This is a genomic window from Aquitalea sp. FG25 (assembly GCF_057809375.1).
Genome location: NZ_JBMDJV010000029.1, coordinates 25,255 through 43,236, shown reverse-complemented (window position 1 = coordinate 43,236; position 17,982 = coordinate 25,255). Strand labels below are relative to the sequence as shown.

At 56.7% G+C, this 17,982-nt stretch carries 20 protein-coding genes and 1 pseudogene; 8 read left to right on the top strand and 13 right to left on the bottom strand.

What is annotated here, in order from left to right; all coding sequences use genetic code 11:
- Nucleotides 1-85 precede the first annotated feature (85 nt).
- From ACODR9_RS20835 to ACODR9_RS20825, 3 genes are all read right to left on the bottom strand, one after another.
- Nucleotides 86-313, bottom strand: coding sequence for a hypothetical protein (locus ACODR9_RS20835; RefSeq protein WP_488811951.1), 228 nt, complete (start codon nt 311-313; stop codon nt 86-88).
- Between the two features lie 425 nt (nt 314-738).
- On the bottom strand, nt 739-1,287 hold the full coding sequence (locus tag ACODR9_RS20830) for a plasmid mobilization protein (RefSeq protein WP_488811950.1): 549 nt from the start codon (nt 1,285-1,287) through the stop codon (nt 739-741).
- Nucleotides 1,288-1,609: 322 nt separating this feature from the next.
- Nucleotides 1,610-1,801, bottom strand: coding sequence for a hypothetical protein (locus ACODR9_RS20825; protein WP_488811949.1), 192 nt, complete (start codon nt 1,799-1,801; stop codon nt 1,610-1,612).
- Between the two features lie 131 nt (nt 1,802-1,932).
- On the opposite strand from ACODR9_RS20825, the gene ACODR9_RS20820 reads away from it, so the two are divergent.
- The 6 genes from ACODR9_RS20820 (at nt 1,933) to ACODR9_RS20795 (ending at nt 4,804) form a co-directional block, all read left to right on the top strand.
- On the top strand, nt 1,933-2,172 hold the full coding sequence (locus ACODR9_RS20820) for an EexN family lipoprotein (RefSeq protein ID WP_488811948.1): 240 nt from the start codon (nt 1,933-1,935) through the stop codon (nt 2,170-2,172).
- A gap of 10 nt (nt 2,173-2,182) precedes the next feature.
- Nucleotides 2,183-3,214, top strand: coding sequence for a TrbL/VirB6 family protein (locus tag ACODR9_RS20815; RefSeq protein WP_488811946.1), 1,032 nt, complete (start codon nt 2,183-2,185; stop codon nt 3,212-3,214).
- A gap of 51 nt (nt 3,215-3,265) precedes the next feature.
- Nucleotides 3,266-3,973: a P-type DNA transfer protein VirB5 gene (gene virB5 / locus ACODR9_RS20810; protein WP_488811945.1), complete on the top strand. Its 708-nt coding sequence runs from the start codon at nt 3,266-3,268 to the stop codon at nt 3,971-3,973.
- A gap of 61 nt (nt 3,974-4,034) precedes the next feature.
- A complete protein-coding gene (locus tag ACODR9_RS20805; protein ID WP_488811943.1) occupies nt 4,035-4,292 on the top strand; it encodes a hypothetical protein in 258 nt (85 codons plus the stop codon).
- Nucleotides 4,293-4,394: 102 nt separating this feature from the next.
- Complete coding sequence (locus ACODR9_RS20800) at nt 4,395-4,556, top strand: hypothetical protein (RefSeq protein ID WP_488811942.1); 162 nt, start codon at nt 4,395-4,397, stop codon at nt 4,554-4,556.
- Nucleotides 4,553-4,804, top strand: a complete 252-nt coding sequence (locus tag ACODR9_RS20795) for a hypothetical protein (protein ID WP_488811940.1) — start codon at nt 4,553-4,555, stop codon at nt 4,802-4,804. Before ACODR9_RS20800 ends, ACODR9_RS20795 begins: the two co-directional genes overlap by 4 nt.
- Before the next feature lie 26 nt (nt 4,805-4,830).
- Here the strand turns inward: ACODR9_RS20795 and ACODR9_RS20790 are convergent, their stop codons facing one another.
- From ACODR9_RS20790 to ACODR9_RS20780, 3 genes are all read right to left on the bottom strand, one after another.
- Entirely contained in the window at nt 4,831-5,214 is a 384-nt protein-coding gene (locus ACODR9_RS20790; RefSeq protein ID WP_488811938.1) for a hypothetical protein, read from the bottom strand.
- 744 nt (nt 5,215-5,958) lie between these two features.
- Entirely contained in the window at nt 5,959-6,867 is a 909-nt protein-coding gene (trfA, locus tag ACODR9_RS20785; RefSeq protein ID WP_488811936.1) for a plasmid replication initiator TrfA, read from the bottom strand.
- 3 nt (nt 6,868-6,870) lie between these two features.
- Nucleotides 6,871-7,227 carry a helix-turn-helix domain-containing protein gene (locus ACODR9_RS20780; RefSeq protein ID WP_488811934.1) on the bottom strand — a complete coding sequence of 119 codons (357 nt, stop codon included), beginning with the start codon at nt 7,225-7,227 and terminating at the stop codon, nt 6,871-6,873.
- A 665-nt stretch (nt 7,228-7,892) separates the two neighbouring features.
- Here ACODR9_RS20780 and ACODR9_RS20775 point away from each other — a divergent pair.
- Nucleotides 7,893-8,787, top strand: a pseudogene (locus tag ACODR9_RS20775) (IS5 family transposase).
- A 425-nt stretch (nt 8,788-9,212) separates the two neighbouring features.
- On the opposite strand, the gene ACODR9_RS20770 reads toward ACODR9_RS20775, so the two are convergent.
- The 6 genes from ACODR9_RS20770 to ACODR9_RS20745 form a co-directional block, all read right to left on the bottom strand.
- The gene (locus ACODR9_RS20770) at nt 9,213-9,419 is read right to left on the bottom strand and encodes a hypothetical protein (RefSeq protein WP_488811932.1); all 207 of its coding nucleotides are present in this window, start codon (nt 9,417-9,419) and stop codon (nt 9,213-9,215) included.
- Nucleotides 9,420-9,542: 123 nt separating this feature from the next.
- Nucleotides 9,543-10,415 carry a slipin family protein gene (locus ACODR9_RS20765; RefSeq protein ID WP_488811930.1) on the bottom strand — a complete coding sequence of 291 codons (873 nt, stop codon included), beginning with the start codon at nt 10,413-10,415 and terminating at the stop codon, nt 9,543-9,545.
- A 528-nt stretch (nt 10,416-10,943) separates the two neighbouring features.
- On the bottom strand, nt 10,944-13,637 hold the full coding sequence (gene acnA, locus ACODR9_RS20760) for an aconitate hydratase AcnA (RefSeq protein WP_488811928.1): 2,694 nt from the start codon (nt 13,635-13,637) through the stop codon (nt 10,944-10,946).
- Between the two features lie 107 nt (nt 13,638-13,744).
- Entirely contained in the window at nt 13,745-15,130 is a 1,386-nt protein-coding gene (gene fumC, locus ACODR9_RS20755) for a class II fumarate hydratase (RefSeq protein WP_488811926.1), read from the bottom strand.
- A 196-nt stretch (nt 15,131-15,326) separates the two neighbouring features.
- Nucleotides 15,327-15,527: a hypothetical protein gene (locus tag ACODR9_RS20750; RefSeq protein WP_488811924.1), complete on the bottom strand. Its 201-nt coding sequence runs from the start codon at nt 15,525-15,527 to the stop codon at nt 15,327-15,329.
- Between the two features lie 139 nt (nt 15,528-15,666).
- A complete protein-coding gene (locus tag ACODR9_RS20745; RefSeq protein WP_488811922.1) occupies nt 15,667-16,323 on the bottom strand; it encodes a BON domain-containing protein in 657 nt (218 codons plus the stop codon).
- A gap of 197 nt (nt 16,324-16,520) precedes the next feature.
- Between ACODR9_RS20745 and ACODR9_RS20740 the strand changes: the two genes are divergently transcribed.
- On the top strand, nt 16,521-17,234 hold the full coding sequence (locus ACODR9_RS20740) for a Crp/Fnr family transcriptional regulator (protein WP_488811921.1): 714 nt from the start codon (nt 16,521-16,523) through the stop codon (nt 17,232-17,234).
- A 56-nt stretch (nt 17,235-17,290) separates the two neighbouring features.
- Here the strand turns inward: ACODR9_RS20740 and ACODR9_RS20735 are convergent, their stop codons facing one another.
- The gene (locus tag ACODR9_RS20735; protein ID WP_488811919.1) at nt 17,291-17,683 is read right to left on the bottom strand and encodes a phasin family protein; all 393 of its coding nucleotides are present in this window, start codon (nt 17,681-17,683) and stop codon (nt 17,291-17,293) included.
- Nucleotides 17,684-17,982 lie beyond the last annotated feature (299 nt).

The window sequence follows — 17,982 nt, the reverse complement described above, 5'->3', positions numbered from 1 at the left end:
TAACACGAAAAAGCTGGCTCATGTTGTTGTTTAGGTATCCATTAGTCATGTTCAACAATAGACCGTTTTCTGGACACGCTCCGGATCAGAAAGCGGGAAGGGCATTGAGCTGCTGCTGCGCGTAGTCGCGCACATCCGGGGGCAAGGTCATGTCCTCGGCCCAGCGGCCAAGGATGGCCCGCTGCGCTGCGGCTTTGGAAAAGCCGTCTGTGCCGATGGCCTGGAAAAAGGTGGCCAACTCGGGCACGGCTGGGGATGCTTGCACGAGGTCATGCTGAATGCTGCACACAAGGTTGTCGATCTGGGTTTTCATCGTCGGTTCTCCTGACGTGGGACAGCCGCGCCTTGCACAGCTAGTTTGGCATCACGGCAGAAGATCGAGGCAAGATGAGGCATTGCCGTCCGCAGTTTCATACACATCCGCTGCCTGCACCCTGCGGGGCTTCGGCAGCCCCTACGCTCGCCTGCTGGCGTGCTCGGGCGGCAGCCCGGCTGCTGCCGTGCACGCCTGAAACCGCTGTAAGTTTCCTAAAGCCCTCTATACAAGTACCACGGACTTGGGACACTTCTCCCTGCTTTACAAGGCACAGTGACTTTGAACACCGACCGCCAAACTATGCAGGCCCTGGGCCTGGGGCAGTACCATCTTTCTGCATCAGTTCAGCCCGGATACCTAGAATGGCCAATTGTTCTGGCGTCTCTGTTATCGCATCCCAAACGCTGGCATAAGTCCCTTCGTTACTCATCGCCATCCCCTCCGTACCGACCCCAACTTGCGTTAATGATGCCGTACACCTTTTCCTTATGCGCGTCGATCATACGCACCAGTATCTCAAGCCGCTGGGCTGTCATTTGATCTGACGCATTCAGAGAATTGTTTAGCTGGTGCGCAATCTGGTTCATGTTGCGGCCAAGGTGGGCAAGTTCGCGGTTCGACTGTAAGAGGGCGTTTTCCTCGTCGCGGGTGAACTGCGGCGCTCGCCGCAAGGTGGCCCGAATGAGTTTTCGCACCCAGCCTTGCGGCGTCGTGCCTTCACGTTTTGACCGCTGGCGAATCTCCTTCACTTCGCCCTGGGGAAGGCGAAGGAACAGTGGCGTTTCCTTTGCGACCTTCTCGGGAGGGTCGCCCGGCTCAATCTCGCCCGGGCAGACCCGGGACAACATAAGCCGCAGCATTTGAGATGGCGGCATACCCTTTGCCCGGCAGAAGGCTTCAAATGCAGCTTTCTCGGATGGCTTAGCGGCCATACCAATCGTTTTGTTTCTTACCTCTCGATCAGCATCCATGACTAGCGAAAATCCTGAGTGTGGGGGCCGGGGGGAGCAATATTAATATTGCTATCATAAACCCTATCCTGCCCTAGTCCTCCCCCCACACTCTAAATTTTCGCTAGCGAAAGATTCGACTGGCAGCGAGTCATTTTCTCTACGACCAAAGCCACCAAACCGCCGCTATTAATATTGGTATTTCTCTGGCTATCCTGCGCTAGCCCATCACCGCCGGAAAAACTTTCGCTAGCGAAAATTCGCATCACATTTTGTATTGCACAATACAAAACCCAGATGAGCCGACCGGCTATTAATATTTTTCGCTAGCGAAAATTTCTCCCTACCTGCCACGCCTTAAGACCGCTTCCAACGCCAGCAATGAGGCTGAGATTTGCTCGCTTGTTTCTATCGTCAATTCAATATGCGCGATCACAAGATCGCTGCCTACCTCTGGAATAGAGGCCAATTGAATCAAATCCTGCCTTTCTGGATACAACAGGTTTTCCAGCAAATCAGCCACTTCATCATTCAATCTCGCACTCCTCGATTTGTATTGTGCAATACAAAAAATAGCCTCTTGCAACGAACTACGAACTGAGTAAAATGTAGTTACAAATTAGCTAATTTGTAAATATAGAATGTAAACATAAGGAACGCAAGACGATGAAAAAATTACTAGCTCTAGCGCCCGTTATTCTGCTCCTCGCAGCATGCGGGAAAAGTGATAGCGGCCACGATGACGCCTACTACGAGGCACATCCAGCCGAACGAAACGCCAAGGTCAAGGAGTGCAACAACACGCCAGATGCCACCACTCCGGAATGCTTGGCCGCAAACCGTGTCGTCGCTAAACATCAGTCGCTAGGCACGCCGTTCATTCTCGGCCAGCCTGCGAAGAAATAAGGGGGCTGTCATGGCAGGAGCGGCCACAGGATTTCTCGCCGGTATATTCAGCATGGTTGATGCGTCTGTCGCGCATTACGTAACCGACACGCTGCCGACAGTCATGGCAGCCATTTCCCCTGTCGCGCATCAGTGCTTCACGCTGTACGTGATTCTCTGGGGGTTCGCAATGTACCGGGGGCTGATAAGCGAGCCGATTATGGACGGCGCTTTCCGTCTAATGAAAGTCGGCACCATTCTTTACTTCGCAACCAACATCGGTGAATTCTCTTCGCAGATTTCGGACAACCTGATTGCACTGCCCGACTATATGGCAAGTGTTTTCGGCGGGGGCGGTGTCGTTTCTTCCAGCAAAAGCACGCTGGATGACATTTTCACAGCCTGCCTTAATCTCGGCTCCGACAACTGGCAAATGGCGAGCATGACCAACCTTGGGCCATATTTCTACGCCTTGATGATTTGGGCTAGTAGCCTTGTCTGCGTTGGATATGCCGCATTCTTGATAATCCTTTCCAAAGTAGCCCTCGCACTTGTCGTTGCCTTCGGGCCAGCGGCTATTCTTTGCCTGATGTTTGAGGGAACAAAGAAGTTTTTCGAGTCGTGGATTGGTCAGGCCCTCAATTATGCCTTCGTCAGCGCCTTGGCCGTGGGGGTAATCAAGCTGCTGTTCGGCATTTATCTGAATACCGCGAATGGCGCAGTGGCCGTTTCAGGAAGCAGCGACGCGGGGTTCCAGAATTTTGCATCGATGCTGCTGATGTCAGTGGTCTGCTTCCTAATCTTGATGCAGGTACAGACGATTGCCTCGGCGCTGGCCGGTGGCGTCTCGATCTCCACCATGGGCGCAGTGAATTGGGCAACCGATAAAGCCCGCTCGATGGGCGGTGGCATGCGTCCCAGCAGCGTTCAGAAGGCTTATCGCGGTGTTCAACGCGACATCCGCGCCGTCAAGGCTGGTGGGCAAAAGATCGCTACTCCGGTGGCGTGGGCAGCCCGAAAGGTTGCCGGAAGTGGGCGCAATAGCGTAGCTGCTAACGGCTAATTCAATACGGTGCGGCCACACCGTCATTTCAACTAAAAGGAGTATCACGACATGAAAAAAACGATTGCAGCCATGATGATCGCCTCGGCCTTCATCGCCTCGACCGCCAATGCAACCGGCATCCCGGTTGTGGACATCGTTGGCAACCTCGACCGAATCATGAACCACGTTGAGGACATTGCGAAATACGCCGAAGAAATCCAGCAACTGCAAGCGCAGTTGCAGCAGGCACAGCAAATGTTCCAGAGCATGAACGGCGTGCGCGGCATGGCTCAACTGCTGAACAACCCGACCGCCCGCCAGTACCTGCCCGCTGACGCGCAAACGCTCTATGGCCTCGCGTCGAACTCCGGCCAGTATTCCGGCCTGTCCGGGTCGCTTAAAGCCATCAAGCAAGCCGCGCAGATCATGAAACAAGGTGACATGCAAAACGGCGTGGCCGCGGGGATTCTCGACCAACGCCAAAATCTGCTCGCCAGCCTTCAAGCCACTGCCGAAGCCAGCTTCAACGCGGCGGGCCAGCGCTTCCAGCAGTTGCAGCAGCTTGTCGATACGGTTGACCTGGCTAACGACCCGAAGGCAGCGCAAGACCTGCAAAACCGCATTCAGGCTGAACAGGTGATGATGCAGAACGAAACCGCCAAGCTGTCGATGATGATGCAATTGCAAGCTATTCAAGAAAAACAGCTTGAACAACAGAGCCGGGAGCGAACGGCCAAAATGGGCTTGGGGCAAGCAGTCATCGCCAACGGGTTCTAACAGCACTCATCCAGACGGCGCAGCCACGCCGTTTCTTAATCAACTATTCGGAGTAGCCAGCATGACAACAGAAACAAAAAATATCGGTGATATATACAGCTTTCTTGACGCTCCAGTTGCCCCAAAAGCTGTGCGTTTGGTGGCAAATGAGGCCCAAGGATTTAAACTTGTCGTCGAATTTGAAAATGGCGTTGACGTGCTGCCATTGCAGGATGGTAAACCAGTTCAATGGCGGACTATTGAACAAGCAATAGGTGACTTGGCGGAAGCATCTATCGACCGCAGCCGGGTCATCCTCGATATATCGGAGTGGTACTGAGGCGGCGAGCCTTGGCAGCCACCAAAGCCCGCCTGTCTGGCCGGCTCGGAGTAGCAAAGACCGGCCAAGACGGGCTATTTTAGAACACAACAAGGAACAGCGATGAAGAAAATATTGAGTGCCATCGGCGGCCACTTCTCAAAGCCGATACAGCCGATGATAGACCTGCTCGGCAAGATTCCATTCATCATCAAAACCATCTTCACCAGCACAACCGGTGAGTTTGAACGAGTCCTCAAGGCAGCGACAGGCCCGAAGAAATGACGAAGAGTTACAAGCGCGCAGAAGTGGAAGCGTTGTTGCAGGTGGGTGCGATACAGTCCGCCGAGATTGTCGGCACCGGCGACGGCATGTGCATCAGGTTCCACACGAAGGGCGACAGCGGCGTACTGCTAAACGAGCGATTTCCCTACAACGTGAAGTACTACGCCAAGATCGATACGGCGGCTAAGCTCCTGCGCGAACTCGGCATAAAAAAGTTTACCGTAGACCAATCGGAATGGCCCGAGTAATCAAACTGTATCCTCCCGGCCCGCTATCAACGGGCCGTCCTCTCCCCAAGGATGATTGACCCTGGCGAGATTGCCAGCAGCAGGCCGTCATACATCCACCCCGCCAGAAAAGCCGCAAAGCTGAACGCACCCAGCTTCCACAGCAACCAAAATTCCGGCTTCAGAAAAGCCGCGATGACTAATGCAAGAAGCCCGATACCGGCACAAGCGCCGGTCACGAAGTGAACGATACCCCGCAGCCACATCAAGGCAAGAAACACGACGTACAGAATAGCCTTGAGTACACCCTTGCCGACGCTGACCGCAAGCTGCCTGCTGACGCGGAGAGCGCGGTTCAGATTCGCGTGACTGGGTGACGTTGTTGTCATCGCCTCGTCATTGCGCGATACGACTTTAAGAGACGGTTTCATGTTCGCTCCCTTCACAGGTGGTGGTATGAATTCGCGGTGTCCAATGGTTGAGCGGAGAAGGGGTCAAGAGTGCGATCGGAAGCCGCAGCGGAGCGCAGCCGAAGGCGAGCACCGAACGGGAGAGGATCGCGGCGAAGCGTACTCTTGACGCCCACGGAGCGACCCCACGCTCATGGCTGCTGGTGGGGGTGTTTTTTACCCCCACCGGCTGCCCCACGGCGAGTGCGGGGTTTGGGGCTGCGCCCCAAGGTATTCGGCTATTTTCCCGACGATTTGTATTTCCGTAACGGATAACGAATAACGCGTAACGGATAACGTTACGATAACGGGCATGCGTTATCGCCGTGTGCCTGCCTTGCAATGCTGTCCGGCATCGGCGCGTTTTGTATGTGAGCTTCTGCTTGCCTATATCAATGACGAAGTCAGGCGAGCGCGGCAGCAGCCGGGCTGCCGTCTGAGCAGACCAGCAGGTCAGCGAAGGAGCCGCCGTAGGCCAGCAGGCCGTAGGTGGCTTGCTCAATACACGGGTGCCACCGAACGGATTAAGAAAGATTAAAAGAAGATTAGGGTAGGTTTCCGTTTTCACCCAAATCGAGTATTGGCGCGCCTTCCAGCTATGAATGGGCTGTGGATGGTCTGTGCGCTGGAACGGTACAACCTGTGTGCTGGAACGGTAATCCCTGCGTGCTGGAACGGTACCGCATGTGTGCTGGGACGGTAGTTTCATGTGTCCTGGAACGGTACTCATATTCGCTGTATGAGCCGGTTTTCGGCCTTCCTTGCGAGGTGGCGACGCTGAGCGCCTGTCGGCGTTTTGTCTACGTGAACGAGGTCTCCCCGTATTTCCGTGGCGAACGGCTGGCCATGCGCGGCGCTGGCCGCAGAAACGGCGCTGAGTGCCTTGCGCATGTCTCGCTTGAAACCATGCAGGTCGGGGTTCTCGCTGCCACACAGCGCATGCAACTTTGCGACTGTGTATGGGAACGGCTTGGCGTGGCTAGCGAAAAAACCATGCAGCCACTGCGCGAGCGGCTGGCCGACAAGCTCGCGGCGCACATTCCAGTCGATTGCCGTCCATTGATCGTTCTCGAACAGGGAACGTAACTTGGGGTTGAGTCGGATCGTGTACCTTCTTGTCTCGACATCCCGATATACCTCGTCGATCAAGCTCCCTTCGTAGCCGTAGCGCCCGATCTGAACGTCTATGCCGGTTGCTTTCATCCGGCTTAGCCTGCGGTCAAGCGTATCCCTGTTCTTGCCGGTGTCAGTCTTGCCGAGTAGCTTCAGCAATTGATACGCGGTGATGTGGCATTCATCGCCAAGCGTCTGCAAACGGGCGACATGGAGCACGGTTTCCCATACATCAAGATCGCCCTGGTCAAGCCGCGCCCCCGTATAGATGATGCGGACGGGTTCAAGGGTGTGAATTTGTTCTCGTTCGACGTAATGGCGCGGTCCTTTCCGTATAGCGCCAAAGAGCGCGGATCGCAGGACACCATTTGGCACACCGCGCGTCGGTTCCGGCCACATCGGCAGTTGAAGTGCCTCCATAGCGCGTGCGGGCGTGCTATGCGGTCGCTCGCGGGCTTTGGCTGCCGCCCGCTCTGCCAGTTGCGCTACCTTGGACAAAAGGTCTGTTTCGAGGTGGCCCACGACTCACCTCTTTTCGGATTGTTGTGTCCTCTGGGCTATGGCGGACGCATGCGCGTCATCGCCAGCAAACTTGCTCGCAAGTTGCTGAACCTTGGTGGGACGCCCGCGCTTTGGGCGCTTGTTCGAGTGATTGCTTGGATCAGTTGCGCATTGCCGCTCGATGTAGTCGGCAACGTCAATCAGCCTGAACAGACGTTTTCGTCCGAGAGTGAAGGAGGGGATCGGGTACGCCCCCTTGCTGACTTTGTTTCGGATTGTCTGCTCGTGTTCGCTTGTGATCTCACTCACTTCGCGGACAGACAACGTTGGGGGATATCGTGTACTGAGAAATTCGACGAAAGAGTTGGTGACAATAACCATAGGAAAGTCGTGCTCCGCAAAAGTATTGGGGAACGCGTAACTTTTCCGAGTCTTTCGTCTTCTACTTCCTGAAACTGCTGCGCAAGGCCGATGCTGCCAACATCGATGTTGCTCTTGCTTCGTCACTACCCTTGCCCAACGCTCGAAGCTGATTCGCCTCAAGATCGACCAGGGCACGAGAAGTTACCGGATTATAATCTGATATAACTCCTGCCAGTCAAGTTCATTGGCATAGTGCGCTTTGTCCAAATTTTGTCCACTTGAACACCTAAGATTTTCGGTAAAATGGATGATAACCGGATATAACCCGACATACCGAAAAGCAAGTAACACTTTGATTTATTTCTGCTTTATGAGATTTTTCCCTTTGAAATCATGAGGCTGGAATGATGGCTATGGCATTCGTAATGCGAAGGTCGGGGGTTCGATTCCTCTTGCCGGCACCATTTAAATCAAAGGGTTACAGTGATTTTTCCTGTAACCCTTTTTTATTTTTCTGACCGTGTAACCGCCATGTAAGCAAATTTGGGCAATGTGGATCACTGGTCTTCCCTATTATTGGTGGGCATCTGGCAGCTTGGACCGGTTTTGTTGCACAAATCAGGGCTTGCGTCCGTCCGGTAGAATGACCGCATGAGCAAGCCCCTCCCCCCAAGTACCAAACCATCAACTGGCAAGCCTACAACCACCCCCTCAAGCAACGAGGGTAGTTACTCCTCTGGCTCGACAAAGACATGAACTGGCTGGCACCCGCCACTGGCAAAAGGGGGCGTCAGCCAACTTTCTCCGACGCCGCCATTCAGTTCTGTCTCACTATCAAATGCCTCTTTGGTCTAGCGCTACGACAAGCCACAGGCATGGTCGAAAGCATGTTGCGCTTGGCTTGACTGGGCAGTTCCCGACTTCAGCACGCTTTCCCGCCTGCAGAAAGACCTGCAGGTGTGCATCTCGGTGCAGAAGAAGCAGGGTTGTCTGCATCTCCTGGTGGATAGCACCGGCATCAAGATGATGGGCGAAGGCGAATGGAAGGTGAAAAAGCATGGCGCTGATTACCGCCGCCAATGGCGCAAGCTGCATCTGGGAATTGATGTGCAAACGCTGGAAATCCGGGCAATGGAAGTGACCGACAATCGCACTGGAGATGCCACGATGCTGCCAGAGCTGCTATCGCAAATTCCGGCGGCAAAGGGACTGGTGGCAGTGACCACGGATGGTGCGTACGACACACGCCTATGTTACGCAGCGATTGCAGAGCGTGGGGCTGCGGCCATCATTCCCCCGCGCAAAAACGGCCAATTCTGGAAAGGGAGTTCACTGGACAATCAGGCTCGCAATGAGTCGCTACGCTCAGTGAAGTATCTAGGGAGCACACTCTGGAAAAAGTGGAGTGGCTACCATCGCCGCAGTCTGGTCGAAACGAAGATGCACTGTTTCAAATTGCTGGCAGACCGAGTTAAGTCACGGGACTTTGACCGGCAGGTGGCGGAGCTTCAAATCTGTGCAGCGATTCTAAATCGCTTCACAGCCTTGGGCCCGCCGCAAACGGTCCGCATGGAATAAATCCGTCTGGGGATTGGGGTAGTTCGACCTGCGGCTGATTTTGTGCAACAAAGCCTGGCTGCTGCACAAAATGTGAGGCCTGGAACAAGGGCAAGTGGTGCCCGATACGCAACGTGCAATCTTCCAGGCACAGCCGGAAGTTATCTATGTCCTGAAGTCTTGCTCTAAGGGGAATTCGCTTTTGCTCAGCCACCTCTTTCGCTTCCATTTCAGTTAGCCCTTGTGGTCTCTACCGCGGCAGCATCATGATTCAAACCTGTTGTTATCCGCTATGTCTCGGAGGTGGCAGCTAAGGAGCGGTAGTGGTCAGTGTGGGCTTTTGGCTGGTTTGTCCGGTTCGGCCGAAGGGGTCTGTTAGATTGGCTGGTAATAACGACCGATTTACACAGCATTTCGGACAAGCCCCTCTCCCGGAATCTCGGCATCTAGCGGTGCCTGTCGCTTTTTACGGCTTGTTCATGCTCGTAGCTCACCAGAATATTCATCAAGAGGGTGGCCATAGCTGGTGTCAGCGTGGTAAAGCACTGCGACCGGTAAGCGGCACTGAGGGCGTGAAACAGCGTGCGGCCTTCGCCGGACAACCGACGCAAATCACCTAGAGTAAACAGGCGGATATCGTAGCGAGAGCCCATCAGTAGCCAGAAACCATGTCAGCATGGCCCCATCCCGCCTGCCATTCATCGCATTGATCCGTGCCAAAATTTCACTTTCTGTCATGCTGGCACCATCCTTTCTCGAAGAGTCCTGTGCGTTGCTCATGCCGCTTCCGGAATGACTGGCGTTGTCAATGGCAAGATGGTGCTGCCAGCTACGCCCAGCGCAAGCATGGCTGGATTCATGCTATCCACCATGGAGCTAGGAATCAGAATGGTGGTTCCACGCTCCTTGGTGGTCTCGTAAATGATGTTCATAGCCCGCAACTGTAAGGCACCGGGCTGCTGCTGGTAGATGCGGGCCGCCGCGACAAACTGGCCGGCAATTTCCGCCTCGGCCGCCCCGAGGATGATACGTGCCTGCTTTTCGCGCTCTGCCTGCGCCTGACGGGACATGGCATCTTGCAAGGCTACCGGGATGGCTACATCTCGTACTTCGACAGAGCTAACAGTAATACCCCACTCGCTGGTTTTCTGGCCAATGTCCGTGCACAGCTGCTGGTCTGCTGCACGTCGATCCGACAATAAGGCGGCCAGCATGGAGGAACCAATCATCTCGCGCAAGGAGGTCTGGGCAACACGGTCGATGGCCTGCTGGAAATCTGTAATAGCCAGCGCAGCTTTCTGTGCATCGTGCACATGCCAGAAGATGATGGCATCTACATTGACCGGCACCGTGTCGCGCGTCAGGGCCTGTTCAGCGTTGAAAGCGGTGGTCTGGATCCGCACATCGATGATGGCTACCACACTGTCAATCACCGGGAGGATGACAAACAGGCCCGGTCCTCGCACACCTTGCAGCTTGCCGGCGCGCAGTACCACGAATTTCTGCCAGGTATTGGCCATTTTGAGCGACATGCCAATCAGGCTGGCAGCCAGCCAGAAGAGGGTTGCCAGCCAGGTACTACCCAGCATGCCGATGCCAGCGCCCACGGCCAACATGCAGATAACAATGAAAAAGGTAATGGGATTCACGGAGCTGCTCCTGCAGGGGATACCGGTCATATGCCGAAGGCAACCGGACAGTACATCATCAGCGGAGCTGCACCGGATGTCAGTGCGGCAGCATACATAGCAGATGAATTTGCTACCCGTCGGCTAGTGCTATTGCACTGGCTGTGGCCTGTTTTCTCATATCCGTTCCTGCTGCCACTGCAGCATCCAGGCACTGACAGTACTCACAGGCATCGGCCGGGTGATACCGTAACCCTGGCAGTAGTAGCGGGGCTATTGGGTTAAGGTGGAGCCGGTCAAGACGTTGCAGCGATTATTGCGTCTGAATAAGGATGGCTTTCAGCTCCCGTCACTCAAGAAATCAATGGCTGGTCTATAACCAGAACTGGACATTTTTCATAGAGCAGACCACCGGCCACGTAGGCTGAACTGCCGCCGACTAGGCCTCGCCACCGGCTGTTGGTCGACCATAGCGGACTGTCAGCGCAGGAGTGAGCAACGGCTGCTTTACGCACAATTCCGGACACGCTCGGCTTACAGCCGTCAGCGTTATGCATCCAGCAATTGATGAAGGACATAAGGCAATACCCCACCATGCAGGAAGTAGTCGACCTCGGTTGCGGTATCAACGCGTAATTGCAAGGTGCAGATCCGGTGGGAACCATCCGGGTAGTCGATATGCAGCTGTACCCGCTGTGCAGGCGTCAGCGGGCTGTGCAAGCCTTCCAGTGCGAAGCTTTCACTGCCGGTCAGGCCAAGCGTGCGGATGCTGTCGCCCGCCTGGAACTGCAGCGGCAGAACACCCATGCCAACCAGATTGGAGCGGTGAATGCGTTCGAAGCTTTCGGCAATCACGGCGCGCACGCCCAGCAAGGCGGTGCCTTTGGCTGCCCAGTCACGGCTTGATCCGCTGCCGTACTCCTTGCCGGCAATCACCAGAAGCGGCACGCCCTCCGCCCGATAGCGCTGGGCCACGTCGTAAATGAACCCTTGCATGCCGTCCGGTTGATGCAGGCTGAAGCCACCGGTGACCGGCTGGCCGTCAGCTGCGGGCGGTAACATCAGGTTGAGAATCCGGATATTGGCAAAGGTGCCACGCACCATGACCTCGTGATTGCCACGACGGGAGCCATAACTGTTGAACAAGCGGGGCGTGATGCCCCGTTGCTGCAGATAGCCTCCGGCACAGGAGTCCGGGGCAATGCGGCCAGCGGGACTGATGTGGTCGGTGGTGACCGAGTCGCCCAGCAGTGCCAGCGCCCGGGCTTGCCTTATCGGTGGCAAGGGGGAGAGGCGGTGCAGCGTGACATCATCCAGAAACGGGGGACGGACAATATAACTGGAGCGTGGCCAGTTGTATGTCTTCTGTGTTTCGAGCGGCAGGTCCTGCCACAAGGGGGCCTCCGCCACCTGGTAAAGCAGCGGATAGCGGCCCGGATTTTCCGCTGCGTGAACGGCCCGGTCGATTTCCTGTGGTGTTGGCCACAGCATGGACAGATAGACGGCATTGCCCTGTGCATCCTGTCCGAGCGGCTCACGGGTGAGGTCGATGTCTATCCGCCCCGCCAGCGCAAAGGCCACGACCAGTGGCGGGCTCATCAGGAAGTTGGCGCGCAGTGCCGGATGTATGCGCGCTTCGAAATTGCGATTGCCGGACAGTACGGCAGCGCAGATCAGGTCGCCATCGACAATCTGTTGTTCCAGGGTCAGATCCAGCGGCCCCGAATTGCCAATGCAGGTGGTGCAGCCATAGGCAACCAGGCGAAAACCCAGCTGTGCCAGCGGTTCCAGCAAGCCTGCGCCTTGCAGGTAGTCGCGCACCACTTGCGAACCCGGGGCCAGCGAAGTCTTGATGCGAGAGGGCACGGTCAGCCCCGCTGCCACCGCCTTGCGGGCCAGCAAACCCGCCGTCAGCATGCTGCCCGGATGCGAGGTGTTGGTGCAGGAGGTAATGGCGGCAATCACGATGTCGCCATGGGTCAGCGGCTTGCCTGCAGCAGGCCCGGCCGGCCGGACCGGGGCTGCACCACCCTTGCCGAAGCCGCCGTGCTCGGTTGGCGTGGTCAAGGTGGTGATGAAGTTTTGCTTCAAGGCATCCAGCGGTATGCGATCCTGCGGCCGGCGTGGGCCGGCCACGCAGGGCTTGATGTCCGCCAGGTTTACATTGATGACCCGACTGTAGTCGATCTCGCCCAGCCGGGGCATGCCAAACATTTGCTGCGCCTGAAAGTAGGCCTGAAACGCGGCCACCTGTTCGCCATCCCGGCCTGTGGCCGTCAGGTAGGCCACCGTCTGGTGGTCGGGAGGAAAATAAGCTACTGTGGCACCGTATTCCGGGGCCATGTTGGCAATTGTGGCCCGGTCCGGCACGGAGAGCCGGGCGGCCCCGTTGCCAAAGAATTCGACAAAGTCCCCCACCACATCCGACTTGCGCAGCAATTCGGTCAGGGTGAGGACCACATCAGTGGCGGTAAGCCCCGCCGGCAACTGCCCGTGCAGGTGTACGCCCAGCACATCCGGCTGCAGCAGGAACACCGGCAAGCCCAGCATGGCTGATTCCGCCTCGATGCCGCCCACTCCCCAGCCCAGCACACCCAGGCCATTGATCATGGTGGTATGCGAATCGGTCCCGACCAGGGTGTCGGGAAAGTAGATCTTGCCTTGCCGGGTCAGGCCGGGAGCCAGGTACTCCAGATTGACCTGATGGACAATGCCCTGCCCCGGTGGGGTGACGTGCAGATTGGCAAAGGCATGCTGACCCCATTTGATGAAGCGGTAGCGCTCGGCATTGCGTTCGTATTCCAGTTGCAGATTGCGCTGCAAGGCATCGGGCTCGCGGAAAAAGTCCACCTGCACCGAGTGATCCACCACCAGATGCACCGGAATTTTCGGTGTGATCAGCGCCGGGTCACGTCCCAGGCGAATGGTGGCATCGCGCATGGCGGCCAGATCACATAGCAGGGGCACGCCGGTGAAGTCCTGCAGCAGAATGCGCGCCACCACGAACGGAATTTCCGTCTCGCGTGGTGCTTGTGGCTGCCAGCTGGCGAGCTGGCGTAAATGGGCCTCGCTGACATATTGGCCATCCACATGCCGCAACTGGGATTCAAGCATGATGCGCAAGGAAACTGGCAGCCGGGAGATGGCACCGAAACCCTGCTGTTCCAGCAAGGGCAGCGCGTAATACAAACCGATCTGCCCGTTGCCAAAGGAGAATTCTCGTAAATAACTGGCGCTGCGCATGGTGTGGCCTCCTGCTAATGGGCTTTGCCGTTACGGGCATGGAGGACAATCCTGGCAAGGGCAGCGCGGCAGTGCTGTGCGCAAGCGCACATTCGACAGGCTGGCACTCACACCATATTGCCGGGCTGCACCCAGCTATCGAACTGGGCCTCACTGATGCTGGCCAGCTCCAGCGCGGCCTGTTTCAGCGTACAGCCGGTCCGTTGCGCGTGGTGGGCAATGCGGGCCGCCTGTTCATAGCCAATGTGCGGACTGAGGGCGGTAACCAGCATCAGGGATTGGTCCAGCAACTGGGCGATGCGTTTGCGGTCGGGCTCCAGCCCGGCAATGCAGTGCGTGGCCAGACTGTTCATACCATCACTCAACAGGCGCAGGCTTTGCAGAAAGTTGTAGGCAATCAGCGGCTTGAAGACATTGAGTTCGAAGTTGCCTGAAGCGGCACCGATGGACAGCGCCACATCGTTGCCCATCACCTGGCAGCACAGCATGGTGATGGCTTCACACTGGGTGGGATTGACCTTGCCCGGCATGATGGAACTTCCGGGTTCGTTGGCAGGCAGAATCAGCTCCCCCAGCCCGCAGCGCGGGCCGGAAGCCAGCCAGCGAATATCGTTGGCGATTTTCATCAGGGCCGTGGCCAGCAATTTCATTGCGCCATGCGCAAGCACCATGGCGTCATGCCCGGCCAGTGCGGCAAACCTGTTGTCAGCGCAAAACAGTGGCAGGCCGGTTTGCACCGACAGGATGGCAGCCACCCGTTCGCCAAAGCGGGGATGCGTATTGAGGCCGGTTCCCACGGCTGTGCCACCGATCGCCAGGCGGCACAATGCAGGAAAACTGGCCTGCAAGGCTTGTTCCGCATGATGCAGTTGCGCGCCCCAACCTGATATTTCCTGGCCCAGTGTCAGCGGGGTGGCATCTTGCAGGTGGGTGCGGCCAATTTTGATTACCCAGGCAAACGCCTGTGATTTGGCATACAGCAGTTTTTGCAGCCTGCCAAGCGCAGGCAACAGTTGGTGGCGGATGCCTTGTGCGGCGGCCAGATGCATGGCGGTGGGAAAGACATCGTTGGTGGACTGCCCCATATTGATTTCATCATGCGGTTGCAGCAGCGCTTGCTGGCCGGGGTGGCCGCCAAGGAACAGGCTTGCCCGGTTGGCCAGCACTTCGTTCATGTTCATGTGGCTTTGGGTGCCCGAGCCGGTTTGCCAGACAGAGAGTGGAAATTGCCGTTCATGCTGGCCTGCGCTTATTTCATCACAGGCCTTGAGAATGGCCTCGCCCTTGGTGGCATCCAGCAAGCCCAGTTCCACATTCGCCTGGGCCGCCGCCCGCTTGACGCTGGCCAGTGCGTGGATCAGGGCCGGCGGCATCTGCTCGTTCGAAATGGCAAAGTGCTGGAGTGCGCGCTGGGTCTCGGCACCCCACAGTGCATCGTTTGCTACGGCAATACTGCCAAAACTGTCGCTTTCCATGCGTTGGGACGTGATCATCAAGCGGGCTCCATCCGGGTGGGTTGACGGCAGGTGCGCACGCCATGCCGGTTCATCATGCAAAATGCCCATCAACTCGAAGCGAATTGACAGGCAATACATCAACGCTAGGCTGCTGCCGCAAGGCAGTCCAGGGTGTTTCGGGGGGAAAGCCCTGCCGTGAAGGAGGGCCGGCCCGCTGTTACGCTGCGGCTATTCAGGACTTGGCTTGGTTTGTGGTCTTGTCCTGCATGTTTCCGGGTGTCTTGTCTGCCGGGTCCTTGACGGCGTCCTTGCCCGCTCCAACGTTATTGCCCTTCTGGCTGAAGACCGGATCTGTCTTGGTGATGCCGGCATTTGCCTTGTTGTTGCTGTCTTCCGGTTTTGCGGTGTCATGCTTTTCAGTGATTGCAGTCATTGTGTCTACCTCTGGTCTTGCTGATTGCGTCGGGTGGATTCACTCGACATCAATCACACAATGGGCGCCGCTTCACCCCGCGTCTGTGCGTTAACCGGCATAGTGCCGTCGATGGCCGGAGGGCTGGTGGCCGGCCCGTTCAGATGATGACGGAAATCTTGTCGATGACATCGCGCACACCGGGCATACCGGCTGCAGCATGGTTGGCCAGCGCGCGTTCGGACCAGCTATGGACACTGCCGGAAAGAATCACATCCGGGCCATCAATGCTGACGGTAATGCTGCTGATGTCACGTATGGCCCGGCGCTTGAGCGCAGCTTCCACCTCCTCTTTGATGGCTTGGCTGACCAGCTTGCTGCGCAGTGTGATCTGGTTGCTGATACCGGTCACACCGGCAAGATGGCATAGCAGACTAATGGCCGTCTTGCGCTGGAAGTCCCACTCGACATCACCGGACAGGGTGATCCAGCCGTGCTCGACCATCACCTTGATATTGTGGTCTTTGAGTACGGGGATCATCTGCAGGGCATTGGCCGCGGCGGCCGAAATCTCGCCATCACCCCGTTGTTCCTGCCAGGGCAGGGCCACTGTCATTTCGACAGCAAGGGCCTGCACTCCACCCACGCGCAAGGCAGCCCGTTCTGCCGCCCACTTTTGCGTGAAGTCGGCCACCTGCCCGCTGAGGGTGATGACTCCGTCCTTGGCCTGCACGCCAATATGGCTGGCATGGATCTGCGGATCCCAGGCCAGTTCTGCCATGACATCTGACAGCAGTGTGGTATCGGTCTTGATCATGATGGCGACTCCTGATGGTTTGGATCGCCATGATCCGTCACCCCCATCAGGCAGTCTGTCTGTTGGGACACACAGCGATATGTCAAACGCGATGCAGCCAGGTACACCTCTTTTGCTGTCTACGTACATACACCGGTAAATTTATGGTTTATGTTAATAGAGATTTAATCAATCGATTTAATATGAGGAGGTGACACATGATGGAGCAATGCCCGGCCAATGGTCTGCTCTCAGCCTTGCCAGAGGCTGACTGGTTGCAAATCAGGCCTTTTCTCGAACAGGTGGAATTGCCGCTGGGCAAGACGCTGTACGAGTCAGGACACAAACTCAGCCACGTCTATTTTCCCGTGACAGCCATTGTTTCCTTGCTGTACGTGATGGAGAACGGTGACTCCGCCGAGATTGCCGTGGTTGGCAATGAAGGCATTGTCGGCATCGCCTTGTTCATGGGAGGAGAGTCCACCCCGAGCCGGGGCGTGGTCCAAAGTGGTGGCTACGGTTACCGTTTGCCGGCGCACGTGATCAAGCAGGCGTTCGAGCATTCGCTGCCGTTCATGCATCTGTTGCTGCGTTACACCCAGGCGCTGATCACCCAAATGTCGCAGACCGCTGTTTGCAACCGGCACCACTCGCTGGATCAGCAATTATGCCGCTGGCTGTTGCTCAGCCTGGACCGGCTGCAAGGCAGCGAGCTGTGCATGACGCAGGAGCTGATTGCCAACATGCTGGGCGTGCGGCGCGAAGGGGTGACCAATGCAGCATTGAATTTGCAGCGTGAGGGAATCATCAGTTATTCGCGCGGGCACATCCGGGTACTGGACAGACCGGCACTGGAGTCGCGCACCTGTGAGTGCTATGCCGTGGTGAAAAAGGAATATCAGCGGCTGTTGCCGCCTTTCCGGGCGAATTAAACAGGCCCGTTGTGAAGCCTAGCGCAGGATGAGCCGGGCTTCACATGCTGCAGCGATTACGACGTCTTGCTGGCGGCTTTCTTCTTGCTCCCCTCAGTCACAAGCTGGTCGTCCAGTTCAGCACGTACATTGACAAAGTGCTGCTCGGTCAGCGAGCGGAGGTTTTCATGGTTTTTTGACAAGTCGTTGCACAGTTCGGTGGAGCAGTGCATCAGCTTGCTGGATGCATGACTGGCAATATGGTTGATCTTGCTGATTGTCTCCTCCGGTGATCTGGCAGCCAGCAGTTCTTTTACCGACAAGGCGTAGGTATCCAGTCCTGCCTGACTCAATGCCAGGTTGAAATGGACAATCTTTTCCGCGCAATCCAGCGACAGTGCCATGAGTTTGATGCCCAGTCCCAACATCGGCTGGCTCTGTGCTGACAACTCCTGATGTGCAGTATTCATGTTTGCTCTCCGCGACAAGTCATGTGTAAGGGCCGGAAAGGAAGACTCATCTCCTGCCGGACCGTTCAAACCGGGCCGTACTTCTGTCCAGATGCATCAACTGCAACCGCCAAAGCCGGCTGGCCAGACGGAAATACGCTTCCGCCTGCGGCATCTTCCGATAGCAGCCATCCCCCGTATGTGCGTTGGCAAACATAGCCACTGCCGGTCACCGGCCATGCTTGCCCTGCCAGGTGCGTTAAGCGCGTTAACACACAGTCAGGACCTGCCCAGATGGTGCAGGCTGGCAATGGCACTCA

Bases quoted from the DNA above. Each gene is read 5' to 3' on its own strand.
- ACODR9_RS20835 (WP_488811951.1), bottom strand. From the start codon at position 313: ATGAAAACCCAGATCGACAACCTTGTGTGCAGCATTCAGCATGACCTC.
- ACODR9_RS20830 (WP_488811950.1), bottom strand. From the start codon at position 1,287: ATGGATGCTGATCGAGAGGTAAGAAACAAAACGATTGGTATGGCCGCT.
- ACODR9_RS20820 (WP_488811948.1), top strand. From the start codon at position 1,933: ATGAAAAAATTACTAGCTCTAGCGCCCGTTATTCTGCTCCTCGCAGCA.
- ACODR9_RS20815 (WP_488811946.1), top strand. From the start codon at position 2,183: ATGGCAGGAGCGGCCACAGGATTTCTCGCCGGTATATTCAGCATGGTT.
- virB5 (WP_488811945.1), top strand. From the start codon at position 3,266: ATGAAAAAAACGATTGCAGCCATGATGATCGCCTCGGCCTTCATCGCC.
- ACODR9_RS20805 (WP_488811943.1), top strand. From the start codon at position 4,035: ATGACAACAGAAACAAAAAATATCGGTGATATATACAGCTTTCTTGAC.
- ACODR9_RS20800 (WP_488811942.1), top strand. From the start codon at position 4,395: ATGAAGAAAATATTGAGTGCCATCGGCGGCCACTTCTCAAAGCCGATA.
- ACODR9_RS20795 (WP_488811940.1), top strand. From the start codon at position 4,553: ATGACGAAGAGTTACAAGCGCGCAGAAGTGGAAGCGTTGTTGCAGGTG.
- ACODR9_RS20790 (WP_488811938.1), bottom strand. From the start codon at position 5,214: ATGAAACCGTCTCTTAAAGTCGTATCGCGCAATGACGAGGCGATGACA.
- ACODR9_RS20780 (WP_488811934.1), bottom strand. From the start codon at position 7,227: ATGGTTATTGTCACCAACTCTTTCGTCGAATTTCTCAGTACACGATAT.
- ACODR9_RS20770 (WP_488811932.1), bottom strand. From the start codon at position 9,419: ATGGGCTCTCGCTACGATATCCGCCTGTTTACTCTAGGTGATTTGCGT.
- acnA (WP_488811928.1), bottom strand. From the start codon at position 13,637: ATGCGCAGCGCCAGTTATTTACGAGAATTCTCCTTTGGCAACGGGCAG.
- fumC (WP_488811926.1), bottom strand. From the start codon at position 15,130: ATGATCACGTCCCAACGCATGGAAAGCGACAGTTTTGGCAGTATTGCC.
- ACODR9_RS20750 (WP_488811924.1), bottom strand. From the start codon at position 15,527: ATGACTGCAATCACTGAAAAGCATGACACCGCAAAACCGGAAGACAGC.
- ACODR9_RS20745 (WP_488811922.1), bottom strand. From the start codon at position 16,323: ATGATCAAGACCGATACCACACTGCTGTCAGATGTCATGGCAGAACTG.
- ACODR9_RS20740 (WP_488811921.1), top strand. From the start codon at position 16,521: ATGATGGAGCAATGCCCGGCCAATGGTCTGCTCTCAGCCTTGCCAGAG.
- ACODR9_RS20735 (WP_488811919.1), bottom strand. From the start codon at position 17,683: ATGAATACTGCACATCAGGAGTTGTCAGCACAGAGCCAGCCGATGTTG.